This window comes from Lentzea sp. NBRC 105346 (assembly GCF_030269605.1).
In the GTDB taxonomy this organism is placed as follows: Bacteria; Actinomycetota; Actinomycetes; order Mycobacteriales; family Pseudonocardiaceae; genus Lentzea.
Window position 1 is genome coordinate 214376 of the sequence record NZ_BSTQ01000001.1, and the last position, 17616, is coordinate 231991.

The 17616-nt window shown below is 69.5% G+C and carries 19 protein-coding genes and 1 pseudogene; 11 read left to right on the top strand and 9 right to left on the bottom strand.

The window, feature by feature from the left end; all coding sequences use genetic code 11:
• Positions 1-183: 183 nt before the first annotated feature.
• The 4 genes from QSK35_RS00730 to QSK35_RS00745 form a co-directional block, all read right to left on the bottom strand.
• Positions 184-1083: an SDR family oxidoreductase gene (locus QSK35_RS00730; RefSeq protein ID WP_285741210.1), complete on the bottom strand. Its 900-nt coding sequence runs from the start codon at positions 1081-1083 to the stop codon at positions 184-186.
• 83 nt (positions 1084-1166) lie between these two features.
• Positions 1167-2783, bottom strand: a complete 1617-nt coding sequence (locus QSK35_RS00735) for a RecQ family ATP-dependent DNA helicase (RefSeq protein ID WP_285741211.1) — start codon at positions 2781-2783, stop codon at positions 1167-1169.
• Positions 2773-3534, bottom strand: coding sequence for an alpha/beta hydrolase (locus tag QSK35_RS00740; protein WP_285741212.1), 762 nt, complete (start codon positions 3532-3534; stop codon positions 2773-2775). Before QSK35_RS00740 ends, QSK35_RS00735 begins: the two co-directional genes overlap by 11 nt.
• A 74-nt stretch (positions 3535-3608) precedes the next feature.
• A complete protein-coding gene (locus tag QSK35_RS00745; protein WP_285741213.1) occupies positions 3609-4844 on the bottom strand; it encodes a cytochrome P450 in 1236 nt (411 codons plus the stop codon).
• Positions 4845-4977: 133 nt separating this feature from the next.
• Here QSK35_RS00745 and QSK35_RS00750 point away from each other — a divergent pair, with 133 nt between their 5' ends.
• The 8 genes from QSK35_RS00750 (at position 4978) to QSK35_RS00785 (ending at position 11718) form a co-directional block, all read left to right on the top strand.
• Positions 4978-6315 carry a cytochrome ubiquinol oxidase subunit I gene (locus QSK35_RS00750; protein WP_285741214.1) on the top strand — a complete coding sequence of 446 codons (1338 nt, stop codon included), beginning with the start codon at positions 4978-4980 and terminating at the stop codon, positions 6313-6315.
• Positions 6312-7328, top strand: coding sequence for a cytochrome d ubiquinol oxidase subunit II (locus tag QSK35_RS00755; protein WP_285741215.1), 1017 nt, complete (start codon positions 6312-6314; stop codon positions 7326-7328). The genes QSK35_RS00750 and QSK35_RS00755 overlap by 4 nt, the downstream gene beginning before the upstream one ends.
• A 242-nt stretch (positions 7329-7570) precedes the next feature.
• Entirely contained in the window at positions 7571-7978 is a 408-nt protein-coding gene (locus QSK35_RS00760; RefSeq protein WP_285741216.1) for an STAS domain-containing protein, read from the top strand.
• 93 nt (positions 7979-8071) lie between these two features.
• Positions 8072-8191: a glycosyltransferase gene (locus QSK35_RS00765; protein ID WP_285741217.1), complete on the top strand. Its 120-nt coding sequence runs from the start codon at positions 8072-8074 to the stop codon at positions 8189-8191.
• Positions 8192-8430: 239 nt separating this feature from the next.
• Positions 8431-9087, top strand: coding sequence for a GAF and ANTAR domain-containing protein (locus tag QSK35_RS00770; RefSeq protein WP_285741218.1), 657 nt, complete (start codon positions 8431-8433; stop codon positions 9085-9087).
• 117 nt (positions 9088-9204) lie between these two features.
• Positions 9205-9927 carry a GAF and ANTAR domain-containing protein gene (locus QSK35_RS00775; RefSeq protein ID WP_285741219.1) on the top strand — a complete coding sequence of 241 codons (723 nt, stop codon included), beginning with the start codon at positions 9205-9207 and terminating at the stop codon, positions 9925-9927.
• Between the two features lie 2 nt (positions 9928-9929).
• Positions 9930-11393: a PP2C family protein-serine/threonine phosphatase gene (locus tag QSK35_RS00780; protein WP_285741220.1), complete on the top strand. Its 1464-nt coding sequence runs from the start codon at positions 9930-9932 to the stop codon at positions 11391-11393.
• A gap of 73 nt (positions 11394-11466) precedes the next feature.
• The gene (locus QSK35_RS00785) at positions 11467-11718 is read left to right on the top strand and encodes a hypothetical protein (RefSeq protein ID WP_285741221.1); all 252 of its coding nucleotides are present in this window, start codon (positions 11467-11469) and stop codon (positions 11716-11718) included.
• On the opposite strand, the gene QSK35_RS00790 is transcribed toward QSK35_RS00785, so the two are convergent.
• The 4 genes and pseudogenes from QSK35_RS00790 to QSK35_RS00805 form a co-directional block, all read right to left on the bottom strand.
• Positions 11715-12449 carry a GAF and ANTAR domain-containing protein gene (locus QSK35_RS00790; RefSeq protein ID WP_285741222.1) on the bottom strand — a complete coding sequence of 245 codons (735 nt, stop codon included), beginning with the start codon at positions 12447-12449 and terminating at the stop codon, positions 11715-11717. The genes QSK35_RS00785 and QSK35_RS00790 overlap by 4 nt on opposite strands.
• 44 nt (positions 12450-12493) lie before the next feature.
• Complete coding sequence (locus QSK35_RS00795) at positions 12494-13201, bottom strand: GAF and ANTAR domain-containing protein (protein WP_285741223.1); 708 nt, start codon at positions 13199-13201, stop codon at positions 12494-12496.
• 169 nt (positions 13202-13370) lie between these two features.
• Positions 13371-13475, bottom strand: a pseudogene (locus QSK35_RS00800) (ANTAR domain-containing protein); the annotation flags it as partial.
• 62 nt (positions 13476-13537) lie between these two features.
• Positions 13538-14173, bottom strand: coding sequence for an alpha/beta fold hydrolase (locus QSK35_RS00805; RefSeq protein WP_285741225.1), 636 nt, complete (start codon positions 14171-14173; stop codon positions 13538-13540).
• A gap of 286 nt (positions 14174-14459) precedes the next feature.
• Here QSK35_RS00805 and QSK35_RS00810 point away from each other — a divergent pair, with 286 nt between their 5' ends.
• From QSK35_RS00810 to QSK35_RS00820, 3 genes are all read left to right on the top strand, one after another.
• The gene (locus QSK35_RS00810) at positions 14460-14636 is read left to right on the top strand and encodes a hypothetical protein (RefSeq protein WP_285741226.1); all 177 of its coding nucleotides are present in this window, start codon (positions 14460-14462) and stop codon (positions 14634-14636) included.
• Complete coding sequence (locus QSK35_RS00815) at positions 14633-15046, top strand: hypothetical protein (protein ID WP_285741227.1); 414 nt, start codon at positions 14633-14635, stop codon at positions 15044-15046. The genes QSK35_RS00810 and QSK35_RS00815 overlap by 4 nt, the downstream gene beginning before the upstream one ends.
• 256 nt (positions 15047-15302) lie before the next feature.
• Positions 15303-16154, top strand: a complete 852-nt coding sequence (locus QSK35_RS00820) for an MBL fold metallo-hydrolase (RefSeq protein ID WP_285741228.1) — start codon at positions 15303-15305, stop codon at positions 16152-16154.
• Between the two features lie 15 nt (positions 16155-16169).
• On the opposite strand, the gene QSK35_RS00825 is transcribed toward QSK35_RS00820, so the two are convergent.
• Entirely contained in the window at positions 16170-17405 is a 1236-nt protein-coding gene (locus tag QSK35_RS00825) for an MFS transporter (protein ID WP_285741229.1), read from the bottom strand.
• Positions 17406-17616 lie beyond the last annotated feature (211 nt).

Consider the following 17616-nt stretch of genomic DNA (forward strand, 5'->3'; position numbering starts at 1 on the left):
ACGTTCGGGTCCACGAGATCGCCCTGCAGGTGGAACACCGAGCTCTGCTCCACGGCGGCAGCTCGAGGTGGAACGGCAGGTGCCGTAGTCGGTGGGGGGCACGAGCAGCATTCCCTGGCCTCGGGCTCGGCCTCGAACAGCTCACGTACCTCGTCCGCCGACCGGCAAACGCGGGTGAACACGTCACGTGAGCAGCTGGCCGCCGGTGACGCCGAGGACCTCGCCCGTGACGTAGCCGGACTCCTGCGATGCGAAGAAGACGAAGACAGGTGCCAGCTCAGCGGGTTGCGCGGCACGGCCCATCGGCGTCTGCGCACCGAAGTCGTCGACCTTCCCCGCGGGCATCGTCGCCGGGATCAGCGGTGTCCACACCGGACCGGGCGCGACGGAGTTGACCCTGATCCCCTTGCCGATGAGGTCGGCCGACAGCGCCTTGGTGAAGTTCACGATGGCGGCTTTGGTGGCCGCGTAGTCCATGAGCGGGGGAGAGGGCATGAACGCCTGGATCGACGAGGTGTTGATGATCGTGGAGCCGGGACGCATGAGCGGCACCGCCGCCTTGCACAGCCAGAACATCGCATAGATGTTGGTCTTGAACACCCGGTCGAACTGCTCGCTGCTGATGCCGAGCAGACCGTCGCTCTGCGCCATCTGGTAGGCCGCGTTGTTCACGAGCACGTCGATCCGCCCGAACTCCTCCTCGGCGCGCTTGACCAGCTCGCGGCACGCGTCCTCGGTGCGCAGATCGCCGGGCACCAGCACGGCCTGCCGACCGGCGTCGCGCACGAGCTCGGCGGTGCGCTCGGCATCGGCCTGTTCTTCTTCAAGGTACGAGAGCAGCACGTCCGCGCCTTCGCGGGCGAACGACAGTGCCACGGCGCGGCCGATGCCCGAGTCACCGCCGGTGATCACCGCCTTCGCGTCGGGCAGCCGGTCGCTGCCCCGGTAGGTGTGCTCACCGTGGTCGGGCTCAGGGCTCATCCGGCGGTCGGTGCCGGGATGCGGCTGTTCCTGGCCCTCCTGGTGACCGGGCCGCGGGTACTGCTCGCGCGGATCCTGCCGGGTGTACTGGTCTGCGGACATCTGAGGTCACCTCAAGACGAGTGAAACTTCGGAACCGCAGGTGTTCCCCTGCGGGTGATGTTCAACCGCGACCCCGTTGACCGTCATGCCCGCACGAGTACTCGGGTGTCGCGGACGGCGGCGAGGGAGAGCGTCTTGTAGCCGACGTCGTCGAACAGCACCATCAACCGGTCCGCCTCGTGGCGCACGACCGTGCCCCGGCCCCATTGTTCATGCCGCACAACGGAATTCGGCGGGTACGCGCCGGTCTCCGAGCCGTCGTCCGGCACGCCCTCGTCGCAGTTGTCGCAGTTGCCGCAAGGGTGGTCGAGCTCCTGACCGAAGTAGCCGAGGAGAAGTCGCCTGCGACAGTCACGTGTCTCGGCGTACTGGTGCATGACCTCCACACGCGAGCGGTCTCGTTTCTCCTGTCTCCCGGCCTCCTTGGCCGCGGCCGCGACGGCTTTCGCCGGTGGGGGAGCGTTTTCCTCGTACCGCACCCGGTCGTCGCTGGTGTGCACGACCTCCGCGCTCTCCAGCAGGTTCACCACAGTGGTGACCTTCCTGCGGGAGCGGTCCAGCCGTCGCGCCAGATCGGTGATCGTGATGCCGGATCGCCGGCGGCGCACGGCTGCGGCGACGTCACGCACGCACTCGCGGTCCAGCGTTCGGGTGGTCAGGAACCGTTGCAGGCCTTGGTCTTCCGGGCGGTGGAAGAGCACCACCTCCGCGGGCTCGCCATCGCGGCCGGCCCGGCCGATCTCCTGGTAGTACGCGTCCAGCGAGCCTGGCGTGGCGGCGTGCGCCACAAATCGCACGTCCGGTTTGTCGATGCCCATTCCGAACGCGGACGTGGCCGCGACGACGCCGAGGTCACCCCGCATGAAGCCGTCCTGCACCCGTCTTCGGTCCGCGGCCTTCATCCCGGCGTGGAAAGCCGCTGCGATCACGCCCCGCGCGGCCAGGTCCGCGGCGTACCTCTCGGCGTCCTTGCGGGTGGGCACGTACAGCAGGCCGGGCCCGGCGCGGTCCGCCACCCAGTCGACGACCGCCCGTCTGCGCTCGCCGTCGTCGGTGCAGAATCGCGCGGCGAGGTGCAGGTTGGGCCGGTCGAACCCGGCGACGATGACCACCGCGTCGCGCAGGCCGAGGTGCTCGACGATGTCGGCTCGGACCGGACCGCTCGCCGTGGCGGTGAGAGCCAGCACGGGTGGATGTCCCAGTCGCTCGATCACGTGCCGCAGTCGCAGGTAGTCGGGCCGGAAGTCGTGACCCCACGCCGAGACGCAGTGGGCCTCGTCCACCACGAACAACGAAGGCCTCGCCTGGTGCAGGCGGCGGAGCGTGTCGGCGTTCGCGAGTTGTTCGGGGGAGAGGAAGAGGTACTCGGTCCTTGTCTCGGTGAACGCCTGCCAGGCTTCCTCGTTGCACTTGGACGACTGCGCCGAGTTGATCGCGGCGGCCGCCGGCGCGTCGGCGGCGCGCAGGGACGTGACCTGGTCGCGTTGCAACGCGATCAGCGGAGACACGATCACGGTCGGGCCGTCGAGCAGGATCGCCGGCACCTGGTAGATGGCGGACTTCCCGGCGCCGGTCGGCATGACGACCACAACGTCGCGGCCGTCGAGGAGGTGCCGCATGCCGAGCAGCTGCTCCTGACGCAGTTCCGTCCAGCCGAAGACCTGTTCGGCTGTCCGGAGAAGTCGCTCGTCAGCCGGCATCGCGCAGGTCGAACCTTTCGGCGGCCCACCTCGCCAGGCGCGGCCGCAGCGCGAGGTACGCGTCCGGGTCGAGCCCCATACCGGTGTGCGTACAGTGCACCTCCACGCACTCGGCGGACGGGTCGAGGCACAGCTGCCACGGCACGATGCCGTCCGACTTGGAGTACACCGACACCGCGGACATTTCCAGCGGCGTGGTGGCCGCCGCGACGTTGTCCTCGAAGCAGGTGCCCGACAAGCAGTCGCTGTCCATCAGACCGGGCACGCCGATCGCCGACAGCCCCGCCAGCACCCTCGCGGCGAGCAGCACGTGCAGATGGGCGCCCATCGGATCGAGCACCGGGCTGCCCAGCATCACCAGCCCGCACACCAGGTCCGGACGGCGAGCGGCGGCCAGCCGGGCCAGTCCGCCGCCGCGGCTCTGTCCCAGCAGCACCACCGGCCCGCCGGTGGTCTCGGCGTGCTCCTCCAGGCGTTGTTCGATGCGGTCGACCAGCTCGGAGGTGCAGCCCACGTTGAAGCCGACGCCGGCACCGGTCGGCACGTAACCGCGGGCGCGCAGCCAGGTGGTGGCGAAGGTGAGGCTGAAGTCGCTCGTCCCGAAGCCGGGCACCAGGACCACGCCGAGGCCGGCGCCCTCGTGAGGGTCCGCGTCGCGCCAGACCGGATGGCGCAGCAGGCGAGGGATCGTGAGGGCGGCGACGGCGACGTGTTCGCGTGCCAGCGATCGCAGTTGTCCAACACCACTCATCGTCATCTCTCCGCTCCGTCCATCCAACCGCAGGGGAATTAGCCCGGCAGGGCGCGGGCAAACACGGAGCAGAGTCACGTTTGGCGTGCCGTCGCCGGGGTGAGCCGGAAACCGCTGCGCGGGCGCGCCGGAATCCTGCTCAGTGAGATCGTGAGGTCCTGGCCGGGCACCTCGTAATCCAGGTTCGCCAGGCGGGTGCACAGCTCGGCGAGCAGCGCGACGGTGAACGGTTCGCCGGGGCAGCGATGCCCGGTGTGCGGATCGCCGGCGCCCTGGGGCACGAGGTCCCAGGCACCGATCTCCCGGTCGAGGAACCGCTGTGGGTCGAACCGGTACGGATCCGTCCACAAGCGACCGTCGTGGTTCTGACCGTACAGGTCCAGCAGGACAAGGGAACCCTCTGGTACGTGCTCGCCCTGCCACGTCAGATCCCGGGCGGCGCGGCCACCGAGGAACGGCGCGAACGGGTAGAACCGGCGCAGCTCGTGCGCGAACGCGACAGCGAAGTCACCGCCGGCGCGAAGTGGTTCCCGGTGCTGCGGCCGGCGGTGCAGCGCGTGTCCGGCGTAGGCGACGAACCAGCACACCGCCACCGTCGGCCGGATCACGTTCAGCAGCTCCACCGCCGCGGTGTGCGGGTCGAGCAGCTCGCCGTCCGCGTCACGGTGCCGGGCGACGACCTCGAGGGCTGATCCCTGTGGTGCGTCGAACTCCTTGTCGCGCACCTGCTGCACGAGGGCTCCGAGCCACGCCTCACGGCGCTTGCGGGCTTTGCGGGCGCGCCAGTGCCGGGGGCCGGCCGTGGCGAACCCGTCGACCATGGCCACCAGATCGGCCGCCAGTTCGGCCACCTCGTGGGTCTGCACGGGTATGCCCGCCCAGCGGCGCACTCCCGCCGTCAGCGCCCGGCTCGCCTCGTCGAACAGCACGACCTCGCGGCCCGCGCGCCACCCGACGACGGTGTCCTCCCACGCGGCCGCCACGCAGGCGACCAGTGAGGCGACTGATTCCGGTGTCACCAATGACAGAAAGAAGCTCTTGCGTTGCCGGTGGGCGTCACCGTCCAGTGTGTGCACCGCGCCATGACCGAACAGCGTGCTCAGCACGGGGCTGGGGATCGCGCCGTGCCGCTGCACGTGCTTCTCGTCGTAGAAGAACTGCGCGGCTTCGGGTCCGCACAACCCGAGGGCGGGCCGGCCCATGACACGTGTCCGCACCACATCGCTACCGGTGCCGCGCCGGAGGCCGGGCAGCCACGCGTAGCCCTCGAGCAGGAGCCGCAGTGACTGGTCCCCACGGTGATCTCGCATTCCCATACGAAGCCTGTGCCCACTTCATTGAGCTTCAAACGCGAGTCGTGTGCGGGCACGCGTGCACTCGCTCGTTTGGCTGTTCGGCGCGCGGGTAAACCGCCCACGTCGGCGGCGCGTGGTGTGGAGGATCGTGCTCGAGTTCCTGGCTGATGCGAGCGGAAACCTGTATCCGGCGCGGATGCAGATGGCGCTGTCACTGGGCTGGCACATCGTGTTCGCCTGCTTCGGTATCGCGTTCCCGGCGATCGTGGTGTTCACCGAGTGGCGCGGCCACCGGCGCGGTGACGAAGTGCTGATCGCCTTGGCGCACAAGTGGGCCAAGGCGATGGGTGTGCTGTTCGCGGCCGGCGCGGTGTCGGGCACGTTGTTGTCGTTCGAGATGGGCATCCTCTGGCCGGGGCTGATGGGCCGGTTCGGTGAGGTGTTCGGGTTTCCGTTCGTGCTGGAGGGGTTCGCGTTCTTCGTCGAGGCGATCTTCGTCGGCGTGTACCTGTTCGGCTGGAACCGGTTGTCGCCGCGGGCGCACATGCTCAGTGCGCTGCCGATGGTGGCCGCGGGCATCGTGGGCGCGTTCTGCGTGGTGTCCGCCAACGCCTGGATGAACAACCCCACCGGGTTCCGCCTGGACGCGCAGGGCAACGTGGTCGACGCGCGGCCGTGGGCCGCCATGTTCGGCCCGTCGGCGTGGGCGCAGTTCGTGCACATGTGGCTGGCGGCGTTCATGGTGACGGGGTTCCTGATCGCCTCGGTCTACGCGGTGGGCATGTTGCGCGGCCACCGTGACCGCTACCACCGGGCCGGGCTGCTCATCCCGTTGACCGTCGCGGCGATCGCCACGCCCGTGCAGATCGGCGTCGGGGACTGGATCGCGAACGTGGTCGCGGACAACCAGCCCGCGAAGCTCGCCGCGATGGAGGGCCAGTACGAGACGACCGCCGGTGCCGGATTGTCGATCGGTGGCATCTACCGCGGCAACGAACTGCACTACGCCGTGGAGATCCCGTACGGGCTGTCGCTGCTGATCCACCACGATCCGGACGGTGTGGTGCCGGGCCTGGAGGAAGTGCCGGCCGACGAACGACCACCGGTCAATGTCGTGCACCTCGCCTACAACGCCATGGTCGGTATCGGAGTCGTACTGCTGTTGCTCATCGCTTGGTACGGCTTGGTGTGGTGGCGAAGGCGGCGTCTGCCGGACACGGCGTGGTTCCTGCGGGCTGTCGCGGTGTCGGGCGTCGCGGCGGTGATCGCGATGGAAGCGGGGTGGATCACCACCGAGGTCGGCAGGCAGCCGTGGATCGTCTACGGCATCCTGCGCACCGCCGCGGCCGTGAGTCCGGCGCCGGGACTCGGCTGGGGCCTGGTGGCGGTGGTGGCCGTCTACACCGCGCTCACCGTCTTCACCGTGGTCGTGCTGCGCAGGCTGGCGCGGGACCAGGACACACCGGCGCCGCAGGAGCAGCGGTGACCCTCGCGGAGTTGGTACTGGGAGCTGCGTTCGCGGGCCTGCTCGCCTACGCGTTGTTCGGCGGTGCGGACTTCGGCGGCGGGGTGTGGGACCTGCTGGCGGGCGGCACCGAACGCGGGCGCCGGATGCGGGACCGGATCGAGCGCTCGATCGGCCCGGTCTGGGAGGCCAACCACGTCTGGCTGATCTTCGTGCTGGTGGTGCTGTGGACCGGCTTCTCCCGTGCGTTCGCCGCGGCGGTGAGCACCCTGTACATCCCGCTCACGCTGGCCGGCTTCGGCATGATCGCCCGAGGAGCCGCGTTCGCCTACCGCAAGAGCGTCAGCACGCCGGGAATGCGCCGCTTCTTCGGCGCGGCCTTCGCGTTGTCCTCGTTGCTGACACCATTCTTCCTCGGCGGCGTGGTCGGTGGAGTGGCCTCCGGCCGGGTGCCGCCCGGCATCGCCGAGGGCGACGTGCTGAGCAGCTGGGTCAACCCCACCTCGCTGCTGGGCGGCACGCTCGCCGTGCTGGTCTGCGCCTACCTGGCGGCGGTGTTCCTGTGCGGCGACGCGAGGCGCGATGGGGAACACGACCTGGCCGACGCGTTCCGCTCGCGCGCCTTGGTGACCGCGTCCGTGACGGGGGCGGTCGGCCTGGCCGGGATCGCGGTGCTGCACGCCGACGCGCCGGTGCTGTTCAACGGCCTGATCGGACGCGGCCTGCCGATCGTGGTGTCGTCCGTCGCCGCCGGGCTCGGCGCGCTCGGCCTGCTGCTGACCCGTCGCTACATCGTCGCGAGGATCGCCTCCGCGCTCGCGGTCACCGCGATCCTGATCGGCTGGGCGGTCGGGCAGTACCCGTGCGTGCTGGTGCCATACCTGACCGTCGACCAGGCCGCGACGGGCCGCTCCACCCTCGTCGCCCTGCTCATCGCGCTCGGCGCGGGCACACTGATCCTGGTTCCTTCGCTGACATATCTCTATGCGCTGTTCCAGCGTCCCGTGGAGATCACCGGCCGACGCGAGCGCTGACCACTCGACGGGCTTTGCGTAACGGATGTTCTTGCGCCGCAATACCAATCCGCGCGTCAGGAGCCCCGGAGAGGCCATTCGCTTCTTCCTTTGTGGACAACCCGATTACATGCGGTCACGCCCGTTCGATGGTTGCCTTGTGCAACCTTCCGCTCAGTCTTATGGTGAGAACAGCAGCACAACCTCACAGTCCGTCGAGTTGAGCCACCAGCTCGGTGACCTCTATCCGAGGAGCCACCGACATGCAGGAACAGCTCAGCGGCTGCTCAGTCCGCACAGTGCACTGCGACGGGGTTCCCGTCGTCTCGGTGGCGGGTGAGGTGGACATCGGCACTGTCCGGCCGCTCGTCGCCGAACTCACGGCACAGTTGAACCGATCCCCGGCCGCATTGGTCGTGGACTTGCGCGCCGTGTCGTTCTTCGACTCGTCGGGCGTCAACGGCCTGCTGACCTCACACCACCTGGCGGTCGACCGTCGTGTTGAGCTGCACGTGGTGGTGGTCCGGCCGATCGTGCGACGAACGCTCCAAATCACCGGTCTGGACGAGCTGTTCCGGCTCCACGCGACTGTTCCGGAAGCGCTCCGGGCGATCAGGCCGCTGCCGGTGCCCGGTCTCACGCGACCGCAGCGGACTGGACGCGTTCGTTGAGAATGGCGATGGTGTCCGGGAATGCCGGCCCGCTGAACGAACGTAGTGAACAAGGCGAGCACGTCGCGGCGTTGTCCGGCGCGTTGTGCGGGCATGGCGTGCGGTGTTCCGGTCGTGACCACCGCAGTCGGAGCGTTGAACGACATCGTGGTGCATGGGGTGACCGGCTGGCACGTGCCGCCGAGCGAGTCGCGCGTGACCCGCTGTCGGTAGGGCCTCGCGCATCGACGAAGCGCCATTGGGTGAGCAGGACCGAGTACCCGCGAAGCGCCTGCGGGAAACCCGGCATCGGCGAATGTCTTCAGGTGGGCCTCCACCCGGTTTCGTGATCAGTCCGGCGCGGGTACGCAAGCACCGGTTGAGCCGGAAGCCATGGTGGAGGGACCGTGAGCGCGATCGACGACAGCACCTTCCGTGGACTCGCCGGCACGCTGAGCGGAGTCGCTCGCACGTTGCAGGCCGAACCGGACCTCGACACGACCCTCATGGCGATCGTCAAGGCGGCGGTCGACTACATCCCCGGTGCCGAGCACGCCGGGATCTCTCTTGTCGAGCGCGGCAAGGTCCGCACCGTCGCACCGACGTGCGACATCGTCGAGACCATCGATCAGTTGCAGTACGACATGCGCGAAGGACCCTGTGTCGACGCGATTGCCGAGCACCAGACCTACCGCAGCGGCGACATCGGCAAGGAAACGCGATGGCCTGTTTTCGGCCCGGCCGCCGCCGGGCACGGCATCCACTCGATGCTGTCCTACCGGCTGTTCGTGACCGATACGACCCTCGGCGCGCTGAACCTCTACTCCAGCCGTTTCGACGCCTTCGAGCCGCGAACCGAACCGGACGGCCGGCTGTTCGCCGACCACGCCGCGATCGCGCTGATCGGTGCGCAGAGGCACGCGCAGATGACCATCGCGGTCGAGCACCGCGACACCATCGCCACCGCCAAAGGCATCCTCATGGAACGTCACGATGTCGACGCCGCCCGTGCGTTCAGGATGCTGGTCGAGGCCTCTCAGAAGGCCAACATGAAACTGCACCAGGTCGCGGCGTGGCTGGCCGAAAATCGCCGGGAGGCCTTGGGAGTTCCTCCAGCGAACCGGCGGTGAGCAGCTGGATGGCGTTTCCAAACCCGCGGCGGACGACCGTGTGGGTTGAGAGGTCGTGCGGCGGGTATGCCCTGGACCACAACGCCAGCCGATGGACCTGAGGGGGGTGTGGTGGCGGTGACTTCTGATGTGTCGCTGACCCAGGAGCTGGCAACCGTGTTCGCCCGCATGTCCGGTCTGCTGCTGTCCTCCGAGACGGTGAACACGGCGTTGAAACTCATCACGTCGGTGGCCGCCCAGACGTTCCCCGGCACGGTGGGCGCGGGGATCACGTTGCTGGACGACCGCGGCGAGCGGATCACCGCCGCGGCCACCGACGCCATGGTGGACCGGGTCGACCGGCTGCAGTACCGACTCGGCGGGGGCCCTTGCCTGACGGCCTGGGAAGACCGCGTCGTGGTGCGCGTGCACGACCTCACCCAGGACACCCGTTGGCCGGACTGGGCGCGGCACGCGTGCGAGGCGGGGCTGCGGTCCTCCCTCAGCGCACCGCTCGTCGCGGGAGCGACGGCGCTGGGCGCGATGAAGGTCTACGCGGCCCAGCCGAACGCCTACGCGGAGCGGGAGGAACACCTGTTGATCTTGTTCGCGGCCCAGGCGGCGATGCTGCTGGCCAACACGCGCACCACGCAGGACGCTGAGAGAGTCGCCGAGCAGCTCAAGGACAACCTGCGCGGCCGGGAAGTGCTCGCGGTGGCGAAAGGCATCCTCATGGCCCGGAACGGCGTCGACGAGCGTGCGGCGTTCCTGACGCTGACCGACACCGCTCAACGACAGGGAACGACGCTGCGCCAGACCGCCGAGCAGATCGCCCGGTCCACTGTCCGACGTCGCCGCTGATCATGAATGACGACGCGACCGACCAGCAGCGCCGCAGCCTCGCGCTCGCTCTGCAGCACGCCGGACTGAGCGCCGGTCAGCTGTGGCTGCGCTACTTCGCGCTCGGCGGTGATGCCGGGCCCATCGAGGTAGACGCTTACGTGCACGGACTCAGCTCGCTGGATCCGCTGCAACGGGACATCCTGGCGCACGCGGTGAACGAACGCCTCGACGAGCTGACCTGGACCCATCGCGCGTCGTACACGCGTCCGTTCCGGGCGAGCGAACCCCGCAGCGAGCCGCTGGCGGCCCTGGTGACACTGCTGGACGGTGCCGAACTGGCCCCGCCGGACCGGCTGCCGGTCATCGCGGAGGCGGCCGGTCAAGCGCTCGGCCTGACGGTCGGCATCCACCTGATCGACTACGCGCAGCGCTGCCTGTATCCCCTGCCCGCGACACGGCTCCACACGGGTAACGGCAAGGCGCTGGACGTGGACACGACTCTCGCCGGACGCGCCTTCCGGCAGGTGCAGATGCTGCCCGCCGATGTCCCCGGCTCACCACGTCTTTGGGTGCCGCTGGTCGACGGTGCCGAACGGCTCGGCGTGCTCGAGGTCGGCGTCGCGAGCACGGACGATCTCTACGACCCAGGACTGCGCACGCAGTGCCGTTGGCTGGCCAGCCTGCTGGGACACGTCGTCACCGCGCAGAGCCAGTACGGGGACGGCATCGACCGCGTGCGCATTCGCGACCGGCGGACGGTGAACGGCGAGCTGGTCTGGTCGCTGCTGCCACCGCAGACCGCGGGCGTGGACAACTTCGTGGTGACCGCCCTGCTGGAACCCGGCCAGAACGTCAATGGGGACGCGTTCGATTACGCGCTGTCCGAGACCACCGCCGACCTCATCGTCGTCGACGCGGTCGGACACGACCTGCACAGCGGCCTGATCGCCGCGACCGCGCTGGCCGCCTACCGCAGCGCCCGGCACAGCGGACACCGCCTCTACGAACAGGCCAGGACGATCGACGAGGCCATCAACCAGCAGTTCGGCGGCACCGCGTTCGCCTCCGCGGTGCTCGTCGAACTCGACCTGGCCACCGGGCGTCTGCGCTACGTCAACGCCGGCCATCCGCATCCCCTGATCATGCGGTCGGGAAAGATCGTGCGGCCGCTGGCCGGCGGGCGCAGGCAGCCACTCGGCCTCGGCTGGACCGACCTGGTCATCGGCGAGGAGTCGCTGCAACCGGACGACTGGCTGGTGCTGCACACCGACGGCATCACCGAAGCCCGCGACGACACCGGCGACTTCTTCGGCGACGCCCGGCTGGCAGACTTCCTGCGCCGCGAGGCGGCCGCCGGACATCCGCCGCCCGAGACCGCGCGACGGCTCGTCCGGGCGGTCCTGACCCACCAGCACGGCGTCCTGCAGGACGACGCCACCGTCCTGCTCGCCCGCTGGACCACTCCGTCACAGATCGTCCCGTGATCCCTCGCGGTCGGCTGCGGCTGAACACCGATCTTCCCGGATTCCATCGCTTTTTCGGCGGACGAGGAGAATCGTGGACACCATGACCCCGCCCTTCCACGGCCGGTCGGACGACGCCACTGCCGCGCGTCGGATGCTCGACTCGGTGACGAGCCGGGCAGCGCTGCACGAAGCGGCCGGTGCGGTCCTCGCCTGGGGAGGCGGTGACCCGGCGCAGGCGCTGGAGATGCTGTGCGACCGGCACAGCGAAGCCGAGGTCGCGCGGGTGACAGCGCGCGTCGACGCCGAGGCGGACCGGCGCTCGGATCCGGACTGGGGCGACTAGCGCGAGTCCGCCGCCTGGAGAGCAGTTGGGTCGACGCTGCCGTCGGTGAGCCCGCGGGCGACGTCGCGGATGGAAATCCTCCGGATGCCCGCGTAGTCGAAGATCAGGCCGCGCGCCTCGTCCGTGCCGGTGCCGAGCGCACCGGCGACGATGCCGATGGCGTGCGCGATCACCACGCGGTCGTTCAGCGCGGTCAGCGTCTGCTCGGCCAACCGATGCAACCGCATCGGGTCGTGCTGCTGGGACAGACCGAGCGTCGCGAGATCGGCCAGCACGCGGCCCAGCCTGGCCTCCCAGTCATCCCACCGGACGACTTCGGCGTACAGCACGTTCAGGCCACCCACCGCCCGGCCGTCCAGCCGGAGCGGAACGGCGTGGATCGACCGGAAACCCGCGTCGAGCGCCGCCTGACCGAACATCGGCCAGCGATCTCGCTCGGCCGCGATGTCCGGACAGCCGACCTCTGTGTCCTCGCGGACGCAGTCCACACACGGGCCCTCGTCGATCTGGCTCTGCAGCAGTTCCACGAACCGCGCCTGCTCATCGGAGGCCGACACGACGCTGATGCCGCCCCGCGGATCGACCAGCATCACCCCGGTGGCCGTTGCGCCGAGAACCCTGCTGCACGCGGCTGTCACCAGGCGCAGTACCGAGTCCGCGTCGTGACGATCGACCAACGTCGCGGTCAGCTCGCTCAACGCGGTGGCGATCTGGTCCTGGACACCGGGCACCCGGCCAGCATAGGACTCGGCTTCGTACGGTGCCGCATGGGAGATCAGTCCGCCAGCTGATCGAGTGGGATGCGTCGCGCCAGGACGTCTCGGGCTACCTCCAGAACCGATCGGCCCGCGGAGAACGCGTGCGCGCGCAACCGCAGGAACGCGTCCTCGAGGCTGATCCGCAGCTGCGCGGCCAGCATTCCGGTCGCCATGTTCACGTCCTGGTACGACACTTCCACCCGCAGCCGTTCCTCCGCCCCGGTCTGCTCGTTCTGCGCGAGCAACGCGTGGGTGATGAGGTCGGCCAGCACAGCGGCATCAGCGATGGCGTCGGCGGACAGACCGCCGGGGCGGCGGCGGTACAGGTCGAGCGTGCCGAGCCGTATCCCACCGACCTGCAGCGGGAACGCGAACATGGCGGCCAAACCCTCCTTCTCGCTCGCCATCGCGAATCCCGGCCAGCGCACCTCGTCAGCGGTCAGATCCGCGACCAGCACGGGCCCGCCGGTGTCGAACGCCTCGACACCCGGTCCTTCCCCCAGCGTGTACTGGAGTTCCTCGATCGCGGCCGCCCACGCGTCGCCGGCACCGACCACCTCCAGGGCCCGCGCGTTGCCGCGCAAGGTCAACGCCGCGGCGTCGACACCCGGCAGGACGCGCACGCACACGTCACACAGCGCCTGCCCCAGTCCCGCACGGCCGGACGCGGTGCTGCACTCGATCACCATGCGCGTGAGCCGGTCCCGACGTTGCCCGTCCAACATCCGTCCTCAATGCCACTGGTCGTGCAGCCGCGGTTCGCCAGCCCACTCAACCCGTTGTCGTGCCAGCGTACGAACTACGACCGGTCATCCGCACGTCGGCAGGATGCGGAGCGCTCGGGTGAGCCGGTCAGCTCACCGCCGCAGGCCCGCGACGAACCGGTCCGCGATCCATGATCGCCCCCTTCGCCTGGTCGATCACCGCCCGCGACTCCAAAGCGGTACGAAGCTGCTCGGCCGGCCGGCGCGCGTGCAGGTAGCGGGCGTGGCTGCGGAGCACCGGCTGTTCGTCTCAGATTGGCATTGCCCATGGGGCCGCGCGACCAGCGGACACGGTGCTCATTCGGGTCGGCCACCCCTGTGTTCTCCGGACGAACCGGTCCGCGCCGCCGCCTCGGCGATGATCGAGGCCGTCACGCCCCCGTGCTGGTAGGGGAAGGTGTGCGCGCCCGGCGCCGTCGTGGACCGTCCCTTCGGCGCGGCATCGGTAAGCCGGTCGACCCACCACTGCGGAGCGAAGGCATCGTGCTCCCCGCGGGCGAGCAGCACGGGACACGCGATCTCGGTGATCAACTTCTCCGGCTGGTCCCGTTGCGCTGAGCGGATGAAGCGCAGCAGTTCTCCGGGCCCGCCACGCAGGTAGTACGGAACGATCGCGGGTTGCAGCCCCAGCGGCTCGTGCCGGGAATTGCGCACGTATGCGCGGAGCAGGGCCGGCATCCGCCGCTGCTCGGGCGGAAACGTCGGTCCCAGCAGAGCCAGCGCCCCGACCAGGTCCGGTCGAGCCGCAGCCACCCGCAACGCGGCCTGTGCACCCGTCGAATGTCCCACCAGCACAACAGGTTCCCGCGCGATCTCGTCGATCCACGCCGACACGACGTCCGCCACGGCCGGTACCTCGGCCGGGCACGGCCGAGGCTCCGGTGGCCGAAGCCGGGCACGTCCAGCAGGTACGACCTCGCCCAGCCGCCGCACCCGGCCAGCGCGTCAAGGAGGTACCCCAGTGCGCCGAGGCCTGGGATCATCACGACGGGCGGACCCATCAGGTGTTCGCCGCCCGCCTCGAGACTCCGCACGCGCCTGCCCGCCACCATGTCCCACCGGATCCGGCGCCGATGCCACTCCTGCTCCCGCACAGCCGTGATCCTTTCGTCGCTGCCCGTGGATTGCCGGTCGGGCATCGGCGAAACACCCACGTGCGGCCGCGCACGTCGTCTGCGCCGTCGCGGTTGGCCGACGGTGACGTGGGTATGCGATCCGCATGCGTCTTGGCGTGCTGGACATCTGGTCGAACTCCGCCCGGTTGCAGATCGTCGACGTGCGTCCTGGAGCGGACACCAGCGTCGCGCTACCGCTGCGGCCATTGGTGCGCATGGCGGAACAACTCGACACCGCGGTGACACAGCTGCGCAGCTTCTCGGATCAGGAGGTGCCGTGATGCGATCGACGGATGGCCGGGCGTTGGCTCGGGCGCACGGCGTGTTCAACATCCTGGGTGGACTGTGGCCCTTGGTTAGCGCCCGCACCTTCGAGGCGGTGTTCGGCCGGAAGACCGATCGATGGCTGCAACAGACCACCGCCGGCCTGCTGATCTCGGTGGGATGGACACAGACCCGTGCCGCGACGAACGCGCAGTGGACCCACGCACGCAGGATCGGAATGGCCACGGCGATCACGCTGTTCGTGATCGACCTCGTCTATGTCCCGAAAGGACGGATCAGCAAGACCTATCTGCTCGACGCGGCCATGGAGGCCGGGTGGCTCGCGGCCTGGGCGCGATCGTTCGACGCATCCTCTCGGCGTCGTTCGTCGGCCCATGCGGCCAAGCGCGGCTCGAGGGTCGCGTAGACGTCGGGATCACCAGCGGGCAGCGTCTCCGGTGTCGTCGGCGTGTTGGTCGAGGCGTCGCACGACTCGGTCCACGAGTGCGGTGGCGCACCCGACGTTCAGTCCTATGTGGGCACTCACAGGACGAGATCGGCGATCCCGTTCACCCGGCACCCCGCAGATCACCTTACGCCGCCCGGAACGCGAGAATGTGCCGATGAGAAACCCGCTCGGTCGCCCAGATCTGCGTCCCTACTCGCGTTACCAGGAGCGAGCCGTGCCCGACGCTGAAGTGACGGCGCGGTTCCTCGGCACCAGTTCGGTGTTGCTGCGCGACGAGGACACCGCGCTGCTCGTCGACGGCTTCGTCACCCGGCCGGGTCTGCTGCGGGTCGCGCTGGGGAAGATCGCACCCGACCCGAGGTCGGTCCGCGGTGCGATGGAGCGCCTGGGTACTCCACCGATCGCGGCGGTGATCTGTGCGCATTCCCACTACGACCACGCCCTCGACGCACCCGTGTGGGCGGCGCTGACGCGCGCGGAGCTGGTGGGTTCGGAGTCGACGGCGAACATCGGGCGCGGTCTGGGCGTGCCCTCGGAGAGGCTGCGGGTCGTCGGTGACGGCGATGTCACCGCGTTCGGCGCGTTCGAGGTGACGTTCGTCGAGACGGTGCACAGCCCGGACGACCGCTACCCCGGTGTCGTGGACCGCCCGCTCGTCCCGCCGGCGCGCAGCCGGGCGTGGCGGACGGGCAAGGTGTACTCGATCTTCGTGACGCACCCGCGTGGCACGGTGCTGGTGCACGCCAGCGCGAACTTCCGGTCCGGCGCGCTACGGGGTCGCACGGCAGACGTCGTGTACCTGGGCATCGGCACAGTGGGGAAGCAGCCGTCCGAGTTCATCGAGACCTACTGGGACGAGGTGGTCCGGGCGACCGGAGCGCGCCGGGTGGTCCTGATCCACTGGGACGACTTCTTCGTCGGCCTCGACCGGCCGTTGCGTCCGCTGCCACGGCTCGCCGACGATCTCGACCGGACGATGAGCCACATCCTGCCGATGGCGGCCCGCGACGGTGTCGAGGTCGCGTTGCCGGTGGCGTGGCAGCAAACCGATCCGTTCAGCCGGTGAGGGAGTGCGGAGGGGTCACCGGACCGACTTGATCGGCACGATGGCGAGGCCGCCGAGCAACGCGAACACGATGCCGACGGGGAACAACCCGGCATACCCGACGCCGGTGACGATCACCCCGGCCACCGCGGGTGCGATCACCTGGGGCAGCGTGCCCGCGATGTTCATGACGCCCAGGTCCCTGGCGAAGTCTCCCGTGGCCGGCAACACCTCCGAGATGAGGGCGGTGTCGACGGCCACGTAGAACCCGAACGCCACACCGGTCAACATCGCGTACGCCACCATGCCCGCTTTCGTCGGCGCCACAAGGGGCATCAGCAGGGCGGCCGCGAGCAGCACCGAACCGGCGAACACGAAGATCCGCCTGCGTCCGAGCCGGTCCGACAGCGGTCCGGAGAGGACAGTGGTCAGGATCGTGCCGCCCGCCGTCGCGATCCCCAGTGACGGCAGGAACCCGACCGCTTCGTCACCGAGCCCGACGTGGTCCTGGAGGATGTAGAGCTGGTAGCTGCCGACCGTGAAGTGCCCGGACAACAGGAACAGCCGCCCGAGAAACGCCCAGCCGAGGTCGGGATTCCTGCGCGGGTCGAACCAGAAACACGCCAGCACCGCACGCGCCGAGAGCGCGCCGCGCGGCCGCTTCCGGTTGTCGCGCTCGGGGTTGAACACGACGAACGACGTGAGCGCGACCACCGTGATCCCGCCGATCGTGAGATAGCCACCGGGCAGGTCACCGGCGAACCGCGTCGCCAGGATCTGCCCGCCGATCGCCCCGACCATGACCCCCGCGCCCGCGATCGAGGAGAACACACCCCTCCTCGCCGCGGGCACCCGATCGGGCAGGACCGCGGCGAAAGCGCCCTGCGCGGTGCTGTACGCGATCTGCACGCAGACCCACCAGGCGGCGATCTGCAGGGTCGTGCCGGCCGTCCCGAGCCCGATCAGCGCAAGCCCTTCGGCGAACGCTCCTCCGACGATCCATGGTCCCCGCGCACCGAACCGTGAACGTGTCCGGTCGCAGATCGCGCCGGCCACCGGCTGGGTGAGCATCGCGGCCACCGCGCCGAAGGCGGTGACGAGAGCGAGGTTCACCGCCTTCGTCCCGTCGTGGACCGCGGCGACCTGCAACGGCAGCAGGACCCCGGACAGCCCGACAACCTGCACGGACATGCCCAGGTTCGCGGGAAACGCCCAGATCAGCAGCCGCCGCAGCGGCCTGACGGCGAGCTCATCCGCCACCAACGTCGTCATGCGGTCCGTCCGCCCTCGCAGGTAAGGGGTTTCCCGGACCTTAGCGAAATCTTTCGTGGCCAAAAGTGGTCGAGCGAACGCGGCGGCTCTAGGAGGCGTCTCCGGTTCTCTGCCGGAGACCTCGTTCGCGTGGTCGGCACTTGCTTCTACGACCGGAACCAGCGTCGCGCGCTTGTCATCGGACGTCCATTTCCGGACGCCTGTGGTTTCC